Here is a 16,807-nt window from a genome sequence, read left to right on the forward strand (position 1 = left end):
ACCGCAGAAATATTGTCCCGCCCTGCCCGATTCAGCGACACCTCGAACAACCGCGCCAGCACCATCTGCGGATCGCTGTGCGCGCGGTATTCCTGATCCAGTTCGGCATCCGACAGTTCCTTGTTGATGCCGTCGCTGCACAAGAGAAACGCCATGCCGGGCCGGCTGCCCGTCACCACCCAATCCACGAACAGGTTTTCTTCCGCGCCGATCGCACGCGTGAGCACGCCAGCGCCCGCCGGCTGCGCCTGGCCCAGTTGCGTCACGTCGCTTTTCGCACCGTGCACGTGATCGCGCGTGATCTGCCGCAGATGGCCATCCTCGAAACAGTAGCCGCGGCTGTCGCCCACCCAGCCGCACAGCATGAAATCCTTGTCGTGCACCAGCACCACCACGGTGGAGCCGATCACGTCGACATTCTGCTCGCGCGCCACGCGCCGCAATTCGGCATTGACTTGCGACAAGGTGTCTTCGATCGCTTCCACAAAGTCGAACACGTCGCCTTGCCGCGGCAGCGCGCGCAGGCGGTCCACGATCATGCCGCTGGCAACGTCGCCGGCGGTATGGCCGCCCAAACCATCGGCCACCACCCACAGGCCGACGTCATCGCGCACCAGGATCGCATCCTCGTTGTGCGCGCGGACTTTGCCGGTATCGGTATGGCCGACGGATTCGTAGCGTAAGGTCATGCAGTCACCTCGATCACGGCCAGCGGCCAGCGGGCCGGTTCACTGCCAAGCCCGGCGGCAGCGGCAATGCACGCACGTGCTTCCTCGCAGGAAGGCATGGCCAGCGCACGCGCATACACGTCCGGTGCAAGCTGCACCAGGTTTTGCGTAACAACCAACAGCAAACGATCGCCCGCTTCCACCGCGCAGACCACTTCGTCGCACAGCGGTTCGGTGGGCCCGCCCAAGCCGGAGGCTACCGGAGCAGCACGCGTGAACAGCAGATCGTCGAAATCGCCGCCAAGCGCATTGTCATCGCCAGGTGCTGCAGCGGTGGCGAACAAGGATTGCAGCGAACCTTTGTGCCAGTGCCACGCTGCGGCGGTGCCGATGCGCAGCAGGTTGGCCCAGCGCCGGGTGATATGCACGGCGATCACGGAGCCGTCTTCCGGCACCGGATTGATCAGGTCCTCGCTGCGTTCGCGCAGGCGCGGATGCAAGGCGAGCAGGCGTTGGCTCAATACCTTCAGATCGCCAGCCAGTTCGTCCGCGCGCAACTCGTTGGCGACTTGATTTGCGGCCGCGGCAGCCTGCCGGCGCTCATCGGCCGAGCCTTCATCGGCGGCGACCAAGGCCAGTGCGATATCGCTGCGATAAGTGGTCGTAGTGCCGCTGGTTGGTGCAGGCGGTGCGCCCTCTTCTGCTATCACGCCGGTAGCCACCGACATCGACACCGGCGGCACGAGATCGGCAAACAATTCACTCAAGTCGTCCGGCAGCAAGGTGCGCGATGGTGCCGCGACAACGGGTGCCGTCATGGAAACATGCGGTGCATGGTGATGCTGATGCGGCGTGTCTTCGAAGGTGCCCAGCGTCTGCCAGCCCTCGTCCGCGAACTTCGCATCGAGAAAACCGGCATAGCTCGAAGGTTCCGGCAAACCACGCGTGACCAGCACGCTGGCGGGAACATGGCCGCCGCCTTGCGTCCACCACAGGCACCAGCCGCTGCCGCTTTCGCTGACCCGCGTCCACAAGCGCGCGAGAAAATCGCCGTCGGCGCGTGCGCGCGGCAACGGCATGCGCCATTGGCCGGCGTTGTGAAAAGCAACGTGCTCCAGGCCGTCCACCATCCATGATGCCGGCGCCGCCAGCGGCATGCCGGCGAGGGCAAGCAGTTGCGCGTCGAAGGTTTCGACACTGGTGGTAGCGTCGGATTGCGCGGCGGCGTGCACGTGTTCCATGGCCGCGAACCAGCGTTCGCCATCGCGCAAGGCTTGCGTGGCCATCGAGGCATCATCCAGCGGCACCGCGATCACCATCGGGAAACTGCGGCCCACGCGATCACCGGCCGCACCCATCACGCCCGTCCACGCAGAGGCGCCGCATACGCCCGGCGACAACAGGAACCGCCACGCAGGGCTTCTGCGATACGCATGCTGCCAGGCATTGCCCAGCGCCTGGCGGCTTGCATCCACCGCGCGCTCGAAATGCTGGTCCCACGTATCCACGAACGACGACGGCAGCCGGCGCTGCACAAAATCGCCCGCGCTAGGAAGTTTGCCGAAGAATCCCGCCCCTGTCGGAATCATCGCCTACGGCTCCGAACTTGAGGGCAATGCCAAGTCGCCGCAGAACCCAGACCCGTCATTCCAGCGAAAGCTGGAATGACGAAGAAAGGTTTCCCGCGGCTGAAACCCAGCGTCTTCAGGCACCTGAAAAGTCGCTGGGCTCCGGCCTTCGCCGGGGCGACGGAGGCTTGGGCGATTTATCCGGGTGCCCTTAAGTTCGCAGCACTGAGTCATGTCCAGCTCAACCTCCACACCTGAAACGTTGCACGGTGGTATTGAGGAATGGGTTCTTCAGGTTATCCGCCTGCACCGTGACCTTGGCGACATGCCCGCCAAAGTTGAAGCTGGCGAGATAACGCAGATCGGATTGCTTTTGCAGGTTCGCCGCCTGCATCGCATGGAAGAACGCCCAATCGCCTTGATAGTCGAACGTGCTGAGCAGATTGCCGCTGGCATCCCACGCGGAAATGGTCACATGACCGGGCTGCGGACCGGGCCACTTCATGCCCATGCTGCTGGTGCTGCCGGGCTGGTATTCGAACTTCTGCCCGTCGATGGTGATGGCCAGCTTGCCGATGCCGGGGTCAAGCGATGGCGCAACCAAGGTGAAATCCACCTCCGGCGTAGCGCCGTTGTTTCGGAAGTACATCTGCTTGATGCTGTCGGCCAGTTGCATTTGCGCGAGCATGCCGGGTGAACCGCTCACGGCGCCAGGACCGGTTTTCCATTTCCAGGTCGGGCCACTGGCGTCCACCAGCTTGTCCAGCGTCTGCTTGTAGAAGCTGTCGAAGCGACCGCCATAACCGAACAACTCGCCGAAGTTCTGCAGCGGAATATCCGTTGCGCTGTTCGGCGAGAACGGATAGCGGCCACGCGTGAAATCCGCGCAATCCTTGCCGGCGGTCTGCTGGAATGCATCGCCGAGCGCGCCGCTGGTGCCGGTGGCGACCAATGCCTGGCTTTTGCCGGTCAACGCAGCCACCCAACCCGAGACCGGCGGCGGCAGTTGCGAAGCTTCCTGTTGCGCCATCAACAATTGCGGGTTGGGTTGACCTGCCGCACTGCTGAAGTCGGTCATGGTCAGCAGCGTTTTGCTGAGCTGATCGAGCACGCTCAGCGTGTGATCGATCGGCGTGCTGCCGGGTCCACCATCGGTAAGCTTGTTGAGCGTGTCGAAATGCGCGCTGATCGCATCGCCCGGCTTGGCTTCACTCTGCCCGCCTTCGCCCTTGCTGCCATTGATGCCGGCACCGGCCAGTGCACGCATCACCGCGGTTTGCTCGGCGCGCTGTTCGGCGCGTTTTTCCGCGGCTTTCTTCAGGGCGCCTTCCGCCTTGTCGGCACTGCTTTCCGGCGGTGCACGCATCAGGTCGTGCGTGTTGTCGCGCACCACCATCAATAGCGATTTCAGCGGAGAACTGGGGCCGGAGAGCTTGGCTGCCGTGGCGCTGGCGTCCTGGATATTGGTGATGGGCTGCAACTGCAGATCATTGAGCAGGGCATCCCATACCTTGATGTAATCGAGCTGATACAACGCCAGCACCTGTTGCGCGAGCTTGGCCTGCTGGATCGCATCGATCTTGCCGGCACCAAACACCCAGTCGTCCTGGGTGAATTGCTTCACCGCTTCTTCAATGCCTTTGTTCACTTCCGTCGCGAACACCGGCTGCGTGTAAAGCGCCGGAATCGGCTCGGACAACGACGCACCGCTGCTGCGGCGGAACACGTTGCCGAGCAGGCCCAGCTCCTTGTCCAGTTGCAGCGGCGCGTGATCGGAACTGTCCATGCTGAGCTTCAGGCTGCCGTAGACCAGCGTGGAAAGATCGGCCGTGCGCAATGTACTGCGTGCCTGCTCCACCAGTTGATCGTCCAGATGCAGCGGGCGCAGTTGCCCCGGCTGCTCGACCAGCGCATGGAAGTGCTTGGCCAGCGCCTTTTGCAGCACGGCATCGTCGGGGAAGATCTTGCGCCATTCGATATCGGTGAGCGCCACCAGCTCGTCGGCATTCTGATGCTTGGGCTCGCCCAGCATCAGATAACCCTTGAGGTAGTAATACAGCGCCTGCGGATCGCTCGCGCTGGTGGTCAAGCCGGTGCGGAACTGCGACGCCACGCCAGGCAGCAACAAGCCGTTGAGTTCGCGCAAGTAAGCACCGTGCACCTCGTCGCCCACCGCATGGCCCTGGAACAGGCCCAAGCGCATCGACAGCGGCACCCTGTCCTTGTATTGCTGGGCAACGTCCTGCACGCCGGACAGACCTTCCAGCCGTTCCAATAAGCGTGCGAAGTAATCCTTCTGCGTGGTCGCCGCGGATACGTCGCTGGTTGCCGGATAGTTCTTCAGCGCATCCTCAACCTGCGAAAGATAACCACTGTTGCGTCCATAGCTCTCGATAAAGCCGGCCAGCAACAGCACGGTAACAACCAGCACACCCAGATACGACGCCGCCTGCAGCAGGATCTTCTGCCGCTCCAGTTTCGGGTTGGTGCCGGCGAAACCGGATTCGCGGAACAGCACATCCTTCAGCAAACGCTCGACGAAGAATGTGCGCTGCTGCGCGCCCGGTGCATGTACCTGCGCGGCATCGAGACCGAAGGTGCGCGCCACCGCCGCCATCATGCGATCGATCGGCGTGCCTTCCTGCGTCCCGGAGGTGAGGTACACGCCACGCAACAGCGGTGGCGTGCCATAGGCATAGCCGGTGAACACGCCTTCGACGAACTGGCGCAGCGTTTCACGTAAGGCACCCAGTTGTTGCGGGAACGACAGGATCGCACCGCGCCGATTGGGATCGCGCTCCGCATGCAGGCGGCTCAGGATGCGCGTGTGCAAGCGGTTCAACAGCAATTCGAATTCGCTGCTGAATTGCTTGGCGGCACTGCCGTTCATGGTCTGATCGACCGGGAACGACGCGCCCCATACCTGGCTGCGCAATTCCGGGCTGAGATCATCAAAAAATTCAGTGAAACCGGCAATCAAGTCGCACTTGGTCAGCACCAGATACACCGGCACGCCGATGCGCAACTGCGTGGACAGTTCATCCAGGCGACGGCGAATGGCCTGCACGTGCTCCTGCATGCCGTTCTGATCCAGCGTAAGCAGGTCGGACATGCTCATCGCGATCAGCACGCCGTTGATCGGCCGGCGCTTGCGGTATTTGCGCAGTAATTTAAGAAATTCGCCCCACGCGGAAGAATCCGCCGCCTGGTCGGATTGCTGCATGGTGTAGCGGCCGGCGGTGTCGAGAAACACCGCTTCGTCCGTAAACCACCAATCGCAATTACGTGTACCACCGACACCGCGCAGCGCCTGCTTGCCGAACCGATCGGAGAGCGGGAAATTGAGGCCCGAATTCTGCAGCAAGGTCGTTTTGCCTGAGCCCGGCGGACCGATCACCACGTACCACGGCAGCGTGTAGAGATTGCCGCCGCGCCTGGTTTTGCGCAGCGTATCGACGGCTTCCTGGAAACGCCCTTGCAGTTGCGTGCGTTCCGCCGTACTGCGTTGGTCGCTATCGTTGCCGGCGGGCTTGGCCTCTTGCGAGACCATATCGCCGGACATCTGCTGGGCTTTCTTGCGTGCACGCAGCTGCTGCACCTGCAGCCAGATCGCCCAGATCGCGATAATGACGATGATGGTGACCAGGCGCGCCACGGCACTGGCCAGCGGTTGCGAATCGCCGATGCCCAGATACGGGCCGCCCAGCCAGATCAGGATCGACAACAGGATGATGCCGATCAGCGCAATGAACCAACCGGATTTGAACAGCGCAAAAATCTTCACAGGGTTCAATCCTCCGGAATGAACTTGATTTCCACGCGCCGGTTACGCGTGCGGTTGTCGGGCGTATCGGGTGGCAGCGCGATCGGTTGCGAAGAACCGGCGCCGCTGGATTCGATACGCGCGGCGTTATCCAGGCCGTCGCTCAGGATCTGCGCCACGCTATGCGCACGCGCACTGGACAGCTCGAAGTTGTCTTTGTATTTCAGCGAGCGGATCGGCTGGTCATCGGTATGCCCCACCACGATCACCCTGCCCTGCACTTGATTGAGCGCAGCGGTGATCTTGTGCAGCAGCGGGATTTCATCCGCGCTCACGTCCACGCCGCCGGAGGGGAACATGCCGGTGGCGGCAAGGCGCACCATCGCTTCGCCATCGGGCTTTTCATCGACGGTAAGTTGACCTGCCTGTTCTTCCGGCGAAAGCAATTGCTTGAGGCTCTTGCGCGCCGGATGCGGCTGGCGGGCGGTATCCGGTGGCGTGCCGTTTTCCAGGCCGATTTGCGCCAGCTGTGCACTGATTGGCGAGGAAAGACCATTGAGACGCGAGTAAAAAAACAAAAATGCACCGAGCAGGATCACCGCGGCAAACGCCGCGACCACCCACAGCGGCACGTAGCGGATGAGCGGATTGCGGCGGTCTTCGATACCGCGCCAGTGCGGCGCCAATTCATCCGCCGGCTTGGCGCGTTGCGACTGGATACGCCGGTAGAGATCTTCCTGAATGTCGGCGAGCTTGGCGCGGCCGCCGGATTCGATCTGATAGCGCCCGGCAAAACCCAGCGCCAGGCAGATGTACATCAGTTCGATCAAATCAATGTGCTTGGCGAAATCCGAGCATAGGCGTTCCAGAATCTGGAAGAACTTGGCGCCGCCGTAGGACTCGCTGTGGAAGGTGACCAGCAGCGTTTTCTGCGCCCAGCCGCTGTGTTCGCCCCAGGGCGAGTTGAGCACGGCTTCGTCCAGCATGGTGCACAGCACGTAGCGCGCGGCGAGGATGGTTTGCTGCGGAATGTTCGCCGCCTGCGCGAGCGTTTCAAAACGGCGCATCTGCGCAATGGCCTGTTCGCGCAGATGCATGGCATCCGGCGGGGCAACGCTGTGGCGCAATTGCACGGCGAGCAGCAGCAGCGGGCTGGCCGCTTGCACCAGCGGGTTGGGGCCGCCTTCCAGGAACTGGTTGATTTCCGCAGACGGCGCGTATGGCGCAGGTGCGCGCGCTGCGGAAGGCGGCGGCGCTGCCGGTGCGGGCGCTGGCGCGGAACCGTGCGGGCGCACGATGGTGGCATCGCGCATGTCGTCGTTGGGGCCGTTGTTCTGGCTCATGTCTCGATGCTCCGAACCCGTAGGTTGGGGTGCGAACCCCAACATTCCGTGCCTATCGATATCCCGGTGTTGGGGTTCGCACCCCGACCTACGGCGTACGAACATAGGCGCTGATGACTCATGTTCCGCCTCTGATGGCCCACAATTGCAAATCAAGCCCGGCAAATTCCTCGCCAAAGTGGAACGCAATGCCACCGGACGTCTTCAGCATCCGCCACATCTGCGAGTTCTTGTCGAATTCGAAATACAAAAAGCCGGAGTTGTACGGAATCTGCCGCGGCGCCACCGGCATCGGTGCCACGACGATGCCCGGCAATTGCAGGTTCACCAGGTCGCGGATTTTTTCCACCGGACCGATCTTCGATTGCGCCGGCAATTGACGCCGCAAATCTTCCGACTTCATATCCGCCTTGGCAGCGAGCACGAAGGCCGCGGTGTCGAGCAAGGTGAGATCCGGCACCACCGCCACCCACACGCCGAACTTGCGCTGCTGCAGCGGAATCGGCGTGGCAGTTTGTTCCATCACCGCGCTCAGGCTGTTGCGCAAAGCCATGATCACCGGATCGAAACTCTCGCGCAGCAATTCATGGCGATACGGCGGAAATGCCTGTGCACGCTTGCTCGGCGCGGTGAAAGTAGCCAATTCACCCGCCATGGCAACCGCCATGCGATAGAGGTCTTCCGGATGCGCAATCGGTGCGGAAGCCAGGTGCGCAATCAACGGTTGATAGCGATTGACTACCTGCAGCAGCAGAAAGTCAGCGATTTCCGCCGCGCCACCGCGATCGGTTACCGCCACGCGGCTGGCCAATGCTTCGCCGCGTTGATGCAGCAGGCCCAGCAATTCGGTGAGGAACGTCACCAGCCGCGGCACCGCCTGGCAGGTTTGCCCGGTCGGCATGAAGGTGTCGTCCAACACTACGCGGCGATCGGCGCGGCATTCGACGATGCGCGTCAACGGAATTTGCGACAGACCTTCCATCGGCTGCGATTGCGGCAGCAGGCGGCTGCTCATGCCGCCGACTTCCAGCACGGTCAGGCCGTCCATGCTGCCGGACGCATCGCGCACCTCGGCTTCGCGCACGCGATAGCGGAACAGTTTTTCCGACGCCGCTTCGGGACGTCCGCTATCGGGTTGCGTGGGCGAACGCAAAGGCAAAGTGAGGTAGACGGTCTGGTCGCGCCAGTTCGGATCCACGTCCAGCGCGGGCGGCAGCGGATCGTCGTTGGGCATGGAGAACGGCGTGCCGTCGGGGAACACGCCACGAGCGCGCTTGATGCCGATCTTGCCGATCGCCAGCAAGTCGGCTTCCAGCTCCAGTTCGTGGAAGCCCCAGGCATACGGCCGCAACGCCCCGGCGCGCACTTCGACAAAGCGCTCCAGGTAACGCTCTTGCTGCTGCAGGTGCTGCGGCCGCAGGAACAGGCCTTCGCTCCATACCACTTTGTTGTTTTGCGTCATGTATCCGGTCCGTCTTGCGATTTCATTTCAAGCAGCGGAATACCGCCCTTGCCGTCATTCCGGCGAAGGGAAGTCTGCAGCACGCACGTACATCAACGTTCATTTACGCCGACTCCCCTTGAGCCTCGCCAATTGCTCCTCATACGCCCGCGCAAACTCATCCCCAAACAAGCGCCGGAACGTATCGTCCGGGTTCTTCACCAGGCCTTCGAAGTTGTCGCGATACTTGTCCCAGTACTTGCCTTTGGCACCAAACGCCACGCCGCCTCGCTTGCCGCCATCCACTTCGTGCTCGAAGCGATCCGGATTGAAATGCATCAACAAGGCTTCGAAACCGGCGCGCACGCCGGCCAGCATGGCCATTTGATGCAAACGAATATCTTCGAACGCGTCCTGGAACGCCGCCGTGCCGGACAGAAAGCCGGGATTGGCGGGCCCAAGGATTTTCTGCATCGCCTCATCGGTACCCAGCGCAAATTTCAGCGGATTGTTTTCCGACCGCTGGATGATCGTGACCGGCAAGCGAAAGGTATTCTTGATCTCCGCACGCGCGCGCAGCACGTCCATCACGCCGTCAACTACGATGCGGAAGATCTGATCCACATCTTGCGGCAGCGCGCCGACCGGTGCGGGTGATGGGATCGGCACGGCGACTTGCGGCGGTGGCGGCGGCGGCGATGCCACCACCGGTTCCGGTGCGGGAGGTGGCGCAGGTGCAACAGGTGCGGGTGCGAAATCGCCAGTGGTCAGGTCCCAGTTTTCCGGCAGCGTGTTCGCTTGCTTGCGCACATCCGTGGTCGGCGGGCGGAAGTGATCATTGACGCTGGGTGCATGATTCCAGCTTGGCGTGGGCGCCGGTTCCGGGGCGGGCGCGCCGAACGGTTCGTCGAGAAAACTGAGCGGATCGAGATCGGAGCTGGCCGGCGCTGACTGCTGCATGCCGGGAATCAGGCTATCGATGGATGAGGCGCGCGAAGGCGTGGGCGTGGGCGCGGACACGGCCGGGATGGGATTGAGAAAATCGAAATCCAGCGGATCGTTATTGAAGGCCGCCGACACCGGCGGTGCTGCGGGCGCAGGCGCAGGCATGGGATGCGCCACCGGCGGGCCGATCTGCACGATGGTTTCGCTATCGGCCTCCATGCGCGCGACCACTTCGAATGTGTCGATCTGCAGACGATCGCCGTTCTTCAACGCCGCCGGATCGCCTTTGATCAACGGCGAACCATTGAGCAGCATGCCGTTGGTGCTGCGATCCTCAATGAAATAGATGCCGTTGAGATAGCGCACCATGGCATGCACGCGCGATACGCCGGACGCGCTCAGCACCCAGTCGCAATCCTCGGAGCGCCCGATGCTGCCGTCCTTCGCATGAAAACTCTTCTGGCTGCGACTGCCGAATTGCGCTGCCTGTGGGCCTTGCACGACGAGCGTCAATGTCTGTGGCGTCGACACGTAAATCCCCTGCTTTAGCGATTACCGCCGTTGGCGCTCGCATTGAGCAGGCTCATGGCGCGCTCGATGAAAGCGGTACGGCGTACTTCGAATTGCTCGCTCACCAGCGCGGCCATCAGGTTGATGGCGGCCACGGTGGCGCGCGCGGTGAGATGTTCCGGTGGCGGGACGGCTTGTTCTTGCGAGGCCGGTGCCAAACTGCCGCTGGACCAGCCCGCCGCTGCGGCCAGCCATGCGCCCAGCGAGCGATAGCCGCCGGCATTGGCGAATTCGTAGGCGGCACGGCGATTGTCTTCGTTCGGTTCGCGCACCCATTTTTCGGCCAGCGATGCGCCGGCCTTGTCTTCCAACCCGAGCGGCTGTTCGCGCGCGCATTGCAGCAGCCACGCGACGGCGTAGCGCTTGGGCAATAAACGTGCGAGCAGCTTGAGCGCATCCTGGGTGTCGCCGGCATCGAGCAGCGTCTGCACCGCCAGCTCCGGCGTCATTTCCGGGCGCAGCCTGGCGCTCGCCAGGGCTGACAAGCCCATTTGCATTGAAGCCTGCGTAACGACCGACATCCAGTTCCCCTTGACGATCCGTGCTACTGCGCTGCCGTTGCCCCTTCGGCGTCCCTGTCCGCTTGCGTGATCCTTTCTTGCTTGACCATCATTTCGCCAAAACGGGAATCCATGTGCTCTGGAACTAAAGCGAAGATGGATTGACCAGCTTCGCTGTTGTAAAGCACCTCCGCTTTGGCGGGAAGGACGGCCTGTAAAGCTATCACCCGATCATGATGATCCCGCCCGACACTTGCGTCATCGCATCGCCGCTGGCAGTCACCATCGCACCCTTGATGCTGGTGGACGCACCGCCTTCCACGTCCAGCATCGCATCCGAATGCACCTTCAAACTGGCGCCGGCGCCGATGTCCATGGTGGCGCCCGCCTTGATGCCCACCTGCACCTGCCCTTCCACCTTCACCGACGAATTGCCGGTAATGGTGACGTTGATGCCGGTGATCTGAATCTCGCCCGTGCTCTTCAAGATGATACTCGACGAGCCCGTGACCAGTTGAATCTCCTGTCCGGCCGTGAGCTTGAACACCTTGCCCACGTCCTGCGTGTCGTTGTTGTTGATGGTGTGGTGGCGATCGTTCTTGATGGTGACGGTTTCATCGTGGTCGATGGTCACCACGTGATCGTTTTCCACCTCTTCGTGCATGTCTTTTTGCGCATGCATGAAGAAATCTTCGCTGCCCTTCTTGTCCTCGAAACGCAGCTCGTTGAAATCCGCCGCGCCGCCCAGCAGGCTGCGGCTCTTGATGCCGCTTTGGGTCTTGTTGTCCGGCAGGCTGTACGGCACGGTGTTGTCGCCGTTATAGACGCTGCCGATGATCAACGGACGATCCGGATCGCCTTCCAGGAAGCTCACCACCACTTCCTGGCCCACGCGCGGAATGCTGATGGCGCCCCAGTTTTTGCCAGCCCATGGGGTAGCCACGCGTACGGGGCAGGAACACTTCGCGTTTTTCTTGTCCGGGGTGTTCCAATGGAAGGTCACCTCCACACGCCCGTATTTGTCGACCGCGATGTCCTCCTCGGTGTCACTGCCAGTCACCATCGCGGTTTGCAGGCCAACTATGGCAGGCTTTTTAGCCACCAGCATGCTGCGGAACGGAGTCTTGCTCTCGATCGCGTTGAAACTGCAATGGAAAGACAGGCTTCCGCCACCACCGCCTGGGCCGTGGGGCGGTGCATGCAATTGGATATCAGTGCCGACGATAAGGTATTCCTGATTAAATTCCTGGCGCGGATAGTTGGTCAGTGAAAACAATCCACCGATTTGCACCGAAGGCGTCCCAGTCGCGCCCGAATAGTGCGAATGCCAGGCGGTCAATGCTTCCGCACGAACTTGCGCATAGTGCTCACCCGCCGCTGCGGTGACATGGCCTCCAGGGAAATCGAACACGTCAAGCACATCATCAGCTTCGGCGGCGGCGTGCCCATCCGCATTGCCGAGCGACAACAACGAGGCCTTCGGTGCCATCGGATCGTAGTCGGTCAGCGCATATTTGGTCTTGTCCACGCTGCGCAACGTTCCCCAACTGAGGACGGTGGCATCTCGACGCAATACCGAATCCGCACTGGATGCGTAAGCTGCCTCGCTGAAGCCATCGACCTTTTGATGGGCTCCGATGCCGTCGGCCAGCACCATGGTGTGGGTATTTGCCGTGTGAGTGAAGTAGTAATAAATACCCTCCTGCTCCATCAGCCGGCTAATAAAATTGAAGTAATCCTCGCGATATTGGACACAATAATCGCGGGCAGCGTAGGAGCCGGTCAGGCTGAGTTTGATATCGCTATAGCCAATTTCGCCCAAAACCTGCTTGATGATGTCTGGAACGCTCTGCTGCTTGTAAATGCGGCAGTCGACTTTTTGCCGAAGCAGCCATGGCTTGGGCGCCAGCGCCACTTCATAGGTGGCATACACAAGGTTTTCGATGCTTTCGACGCTGATTTGATTCGCGCGAATGACGATGCCATTGAAGTAGCGTTTGAATCCGTCCTCCGCGGCGAGCGTGACGGTCATGGGGGAGCCCAGCAGGCCTGAAAGATCGATCCCAACATCCTGGCTCTCAAACTGGACGTAAAAATCGAATAACTGGCCGAGCCCCTCTTTGGCAGTCATGGTGACGAAGCGTATATCGTCACATTTGTCGGAAGTGATCGTAACTGTGTCGGTCATTCCCCTGCTCTCCCTAATCTGGAACTCTGCTATAGTCCATTCGCTTAAAGCGCTGCGCTACCAAGGAAAAGGATGCATCATGGCGAACACATGTGATCCAGGTCCTATTTTTTCGCTGCTGTCATCGCAAACTTCTTGCGGAGATCAGCGATACTTCGATCCGCTTAAGCCGATTTCCCCTCAGCCTAATTGGCTCCCCCCGGTTTCCACCTTGTATGGCCCCTGGAACGGACCCATTGTACCACCAGCGCCTGCGCAGCCTACCACGCAGCCTGACATTTCACTGCTTTTTACCGACACAAAGTTACAGCCGCAGACCGGCATTACAGACGATCAATTCAAAACTGTCGCGGACAAGCTCGGCGTTGAGGTCGCAGTGATCAAGGCGTTCGCCAAGGTAGAAACAGGACACTCACCATTCGACAGTCTCGGCCGCCCCGCCATTCTGTACGAGCGTCATTACTTCCATAAGCTTACCAAGGGACAGTTTGACGCCACTCACCCACATATCTCCGATCCGACGCCATATCACAAAAATGTGGCTCACAAAAAAGCGCCACATTCCAAACATGCCAAAAAGGGGGCGCCTGCTACACCGGCTGCCCCACCGGCGCAAACCCAGCCCGACAAGCCCAAGGATGATCGCTACGGCACTCCGGACATGCAATATCCAAGGCTGAAAGAGGCCTACTTGCTGGACAAAGCCGCTGCCCTTCAGTCTGCATCATGGGGCCGCTTCCAAATAATGGGAGCAAACTACAAGGCGACCGGCCATCCGACCGTAGAATCGCTCGTGCTTGCCCTGATACGTTCGGAATTCGGACACCTGGAGGCATTTGCTGGCTTCGTAGGCCACACACCGGCGTTGAAGAAAGCCTGCCAGGAGAAGGACTGGGCGAACATGGCACGGCTCTACAATGGTCCAGGGTACAAAAAGTACAACTACGATCAAAAGCTAAGCGCCGCCTACGACCAGTTCAAATAGGTTGTTTGCACCGCACCTGACCGCCTGCCACTTTGCGGACCCTTTCGCTTATGCGCCATTCCAACGCCTGCAAACTAGCCGTGCTTGGCCTGCTCTGCTGGGCCTCCATCGGCAAAGCACAGCCGCCCGCGGGTTCACTTTGCCGCCCTCCTGAAAAAACGTACTACAACTGCCACACTACCAACTATAAAGTCATCAGCCTATGCGGCACCCTGCCCGATGCGTTGCAATATCGCTTCGGCAACCCTGGCAAAGTTGAACTGCAATACCCAGGTAGCGCCGCGGACGGCACCAAGCTGATGCGCTACGCCTACTACTTCCGCTTTCGAACCAACTACACAGAAGTGGTGTTTGATCACAACGGCTACAGGTACACCCTGTTCGACTACGACGAGGACAACGGCAGTCATAGCGCCGGGGTACGTGTCACAGGCAGTGACGGCATTGAACACCAAGTGAAATGTAAGGAACCTGTGGAAGGGAATTTGGTTAAGCCTGGCAAGTTCTTGAAATGTGACCCAGACAACGCTCTCAACGACAGCAGTATTCCGGATAGCTGCCACCGCTGAACCCTCTTTCCATTCTTATAGCCCACCAATCCACTTCGACCATGCACAAACTCAACTCGGCATTCGTTCTTTTGACGGTTCTGGCTTCCTTGGCAAGCGACTCTTCTCTCGCGGCTGACACCCCTTCGTCGACTACCTTGTGCACTGCCAGTGAAAAGACCTACCTGAGCTGTGAGACGGAAAATCACAAGATAATCAGCATATGCGGTGCACTGCCAAGTGCCTTGCAATACCGTTTTGGGCGGCCGTCCAAAGTCGAACTTAGTTACCCCGCAGATGCGTCGAAGGGAACCTCCAACATGTTGTACGCTCGACAGATCGACGGCAACGACAACAGTTCTGACCTAAATTTCACCCACGGCGGCTATCACTATCAAGTATTCGATCTACGCCACACTCATGGAAATCGTTATACCGGCGTCATTGCACAAGGCAAAGACCAAGTCGAGCACAAGGTGGTTTGCGCTGGCAAAGTTCAAGGCGATCTGGATGAAGTCGGAAAACACTTGAAATGTGATCCAGACGATCTTCTAAATGGCGGCGTGGAGGATGGTTGCCACCAACCCTGAACCCGCCAGGTCAATCAGTGCACGGTTATGTCGCTTTCAGGTGATGGGGTTTAACTACGCTCAATCTGCCTTCGCTTCCGTCGGACCGCTCCGAACATTTTTGGGTCCCGCCGCCCTAATTCAGCACATCCGATGGCATCAAAACGCATTAATGAAAATATCTTTTTAGTGTCATCGGAGCAAATAACGGCAGCTACGGGTAGGAGGACAATTCCTCCAACCGCCGCTGCATGACGCTCAACAAACATGATGCATTCGTGCCGCAAGCATCGCGTTTACGCAGCCATGCACGCTGGCTGCCCGCCAGCTGTGCTGAGCTGACATCAGTATCCTTGATGTCATCACGTGTAACCTTATAGGACCAATTCACGCTGCGGTCAAAAGCTGCAAGTTGTAGCGAACCACAGATAGTTTTTTCGGCAGGCGAGCGTGCGTGGAGGCAGTCGAATGAAGGTCGTGGTTTGGCATCGGCAGGCAGGCGATCGAGAACCAGCAAGGTCTCGTCGCGCCAGCGTATAACCAGCTGCCCTGAGTGAGTGAAAAACATCCACGCGCCCTCCACTCCCTTACCAGTACCCAGGTCCCCTTCCCATAGCCCATCTTTGCAATGGACGCTGATGACTTTTACCAGTTCATTGGGATCGATCTTCAATTCGTATGCAGTGGGTGATGGGTGTGCTTCGGGATCGCTGGCGCTGCCCCCTGTATGGGCAAGGCTATCATCCATAAGGCGCATAGCTGGCATGTTCGTGACGGCTACCTGAGGAGCTTCGCAGTTGCTGCCATCAGCGGCGTCGTTACTGAGTTCTGTGCTGGTAAAGGTAAAGATGCGCCAGCGCAGTCGCGCGTCGTTCCACCCATAGTTCGTTTTCGCCGTGGCATTGGTATTGATATGCACCTCTATGACCTGCCAGCGGCCAATCAGTGCATCGGGAAGCGAAGCTGCCTGGCAGGCGGCGCAGGTTGTCACCAGCGTTATGAGTAAGAAGAAGAGGTGTCCCCGCGAGCTCATGCGCACGCCGACTTCAACCCGCACGCTGCGCCAATACCACCCAGCCGATCACAGGCTGACCGCCCTCCTTGCGCAATGTGTCCGTGCTCATGTTGACGTGTGAGAACTTTGTCGCCTCGAGCACACGCTCTACGTAACTCCGCGTGTGCTGGTAACGGCCACTGGGTGAAAGATCGACACGATCATCCCCGCCCTCTGCTGCCTCGACCGTAAAGGCCAGCCAGCCGCCGGGGCGAAGCGCATCGTGCGACGCGGCCAGCACGTCCTGCAATTCGCCAAAATACACCAGGGTGTCGGCGGAAAACACGATGTCATAAACACCCAGTTGCGCCCGCAGATAGCCCGTAAGTTCAGCCACTTCCAGTTCATCGTAGCCACCGCGTAGACGCGCCTTGTCGACCATGCCGCCTGATAGATCCACACCCATCAGTAGTTTTGCATACGGACGAAGCAAGGGTGCGCAAAGGCCGGTGCCGCAGCCGGCGTCCAGTATATCGAGTTTTCCCGTTGCACTTGGCAATACGCCGCCCAAGGCCTCTGCCAACACTTGCGGCGCGCGATAGTTCAAATTCTTCAACAGCTGTTCGTCGAAACTCTCGGCGAACGCATCGAACACTTCGCGTACATAGTCATCCGCTGCGCGTGACGGTGCTTCCGCGGCACCACACGCGGCCAACATATGGCGC

13 protein-coding genes are annotated in these 16,807 nt (G+C 60.2%); 3 read left to right on the forward strand and 10 right to left on the reverse strand.

The genetic code is table 11. The features are described 5' to 3' along the window. The 8 genes from VJR68_RS03835 to VJR68_RS03870 form a co-directional block, all read right to left on the reverse strand. Window positions 1-689, reverse strand: a 689-nt coding sequence (locus VJR68_RS03835; protein WP_324146228.1) for a PP2C family serine/threonine-protein phosphatase, incomplete at its 3' end; no start/stop codon positions are given. Next, window positions 686-2,257 carry a type VI secretion system-associated protein TagF gene (gene tagF, locus VJR68_RS03840; protein ID WP_324146229.1) on the reverse strand — a complete coding sequence of 524 codons (1,572 nt, stop codon included), beginning with the start codon at window positions 2,255-2,257 and terminating at the stop codon, window positions 686-688. The genes tagF and VJR68_RS03835, both read right to left, overlap by 4 nt. A gap of 220 nt (window positions 2,258-2,477) precedes the next feature. Beyond that, window positions 2,478-6,020: a type VI secretion system membrane subunit TssM gene (gene tssM, locus VJR68_RS03845; protein ID WP_324146230.1), complete on the reverse strand. Its 3,543-nt coding sequence runs from the start codon at window positions 6,018-6,020 to the stop codon at window positions 2,478-2,480. A gap of 5 nt (window positions 6,021-6,025) precedes the next feature. Then, on the reverse strand, window positions 6,026-7,312 hold the full coding sequence (gene icmH / locus VJR68_RS03850; RefSeq protein ID WP_324146241.1) for a type IVB secretion system protein IcmH/DotU: 1,287 nt from the start codon (window positions 7,310-7,312) through the stop codon (window positions 6,026-6,028). 148 nt (window positions 7,313-7,460) lie between these two features. Continuing rightward, window positions 7,461-8,804 carry a type VI secretion system baseplate subunit TssK gene (tssK, locus tag VJR68_RS03855; protein ID WP_324146231.1) on the reverse strand — a complete coding sequence of 448 codons (1,344 nt, stop codon included), beginning with the start codon at window positions 8,802-8,804 and terminating at the stop codon, window positions 7,461-7,463. Window positions 8,805-8,903: 99 nt separating this feature from the next. Then, on the reverse strand, window positions 8,904-10,259 hold the full coding sequence (gene tagH, locus VJR68_RS03860; protein WP_324146232.1) for a type VI secretion system-associated FHA domain protein TagH: 1,356 nt from the start codon (window positions 10,257-10,259) through the stop codon (window positions 8,904-8,906). Window positions 10,260-10,273: 14 nt separating this feature from the next. Then, window positions 10,274-10,819, reverse strand: a complete 546-nt coding sequence (locus VJR68_RS03865; protein WP_324146233.1) for a DUF6931 family protein — start codon at window positions 10,817-10,819, stop codon at window positions 10,274-10,276. Between the two features lie 202 nt (window positions 10,820-11,021). Further along, entirely contained in the window at window positions 11,022-12,986 is a 1,965-nt protein-coding gene (locus VJR68_RS03870; protein WP_324146234.1) for a type VI secretion system Vgr family protein, read from the reverse strand. Between the two features lie 79 nt (window positions 12,987-13,065). Here VJR68_RS03870 and VJR68_RS03875 point away from each other — a divergent pair, with 79 nt between their 5' ends. From VJR68_RS03875 to VJR68_RS03885, 3 genes are read left to right on the forward strand one after another with little or no spacing between them, the layout of a single operon-like run. Next, the gene (locus VJR68_RS03875) at window positions 13,066-13,971 is read left to right on the forward strand and encodes an N-acetylmuramidase family protein (protein ID WP_324146235.1); all 906 of its coding nucleotides are present in this window, start codon (window positions 13,066-13,068) and stop codon (window positions 13,969-13,971) included. Window positions 13,972-14,021: 50 nt separating this feature from the next. Continuing rightward, window positions 14,022-14,540: a hypothetical protein gene (locus VJR68_RS03880; protein ID WP_324146236.1), complete on the forward strand. Its 519-nt coding sequence runs from the start codon at window positions 14,022-14,024 to the stop codon at window positions 14,538-14,540. Between the two features lie 41 nt (window positions 14,541-14,581). Then, window positions 14,582-15,109: a hypothetical protein gene (locus VJR68_RS03885; protein ID WP_324146237.1), complete on the forward strand. Its 528-nt coding sequence runs from the start codon at window positions 14,582-14,584 to the stop codon at window positions 15,107-15,109. A 193-nt stretch (window positions 15,110-15,302) separates the two neighbouring features. On the opposite strand, the gene VJR68_RS03890 is transcribed toward VJR68_RS03885, so the two are convergent. Both VJR68_RS03890 and VJR68_RS03895 read right to left on the reverse strand, forming a co-directional pair. Further along, entirely contained in the window at window positions 15,303-16,145 is an 843-nt protein-coding gene (locus tag VJR68_RS03890; protein ID WP_324146238.1) for a lysozyme inhibitor LprI family protein, read from the reverse strand. After that, window positions 16,135-16,807 (reverse strand): class I SAM-dependent DNA methyltransferase (locus VJR68_RS03895; protein WP_324146239.1); only part of this gene is annotated, 673 nt, incomplete at its 5' end. The genes VJR68_RS03890 and VJR68_RS03895, both read right to left, overlap by 11 nt.

It is taken from the genome of Dyella sp. (genome assembly GCF_035277725.1).
GTDB lineage: Bacteria > Pseudomonadota > Gammaproteobacteria > Xanthomonadales > Rhodanobacteraceae > Dyella_B.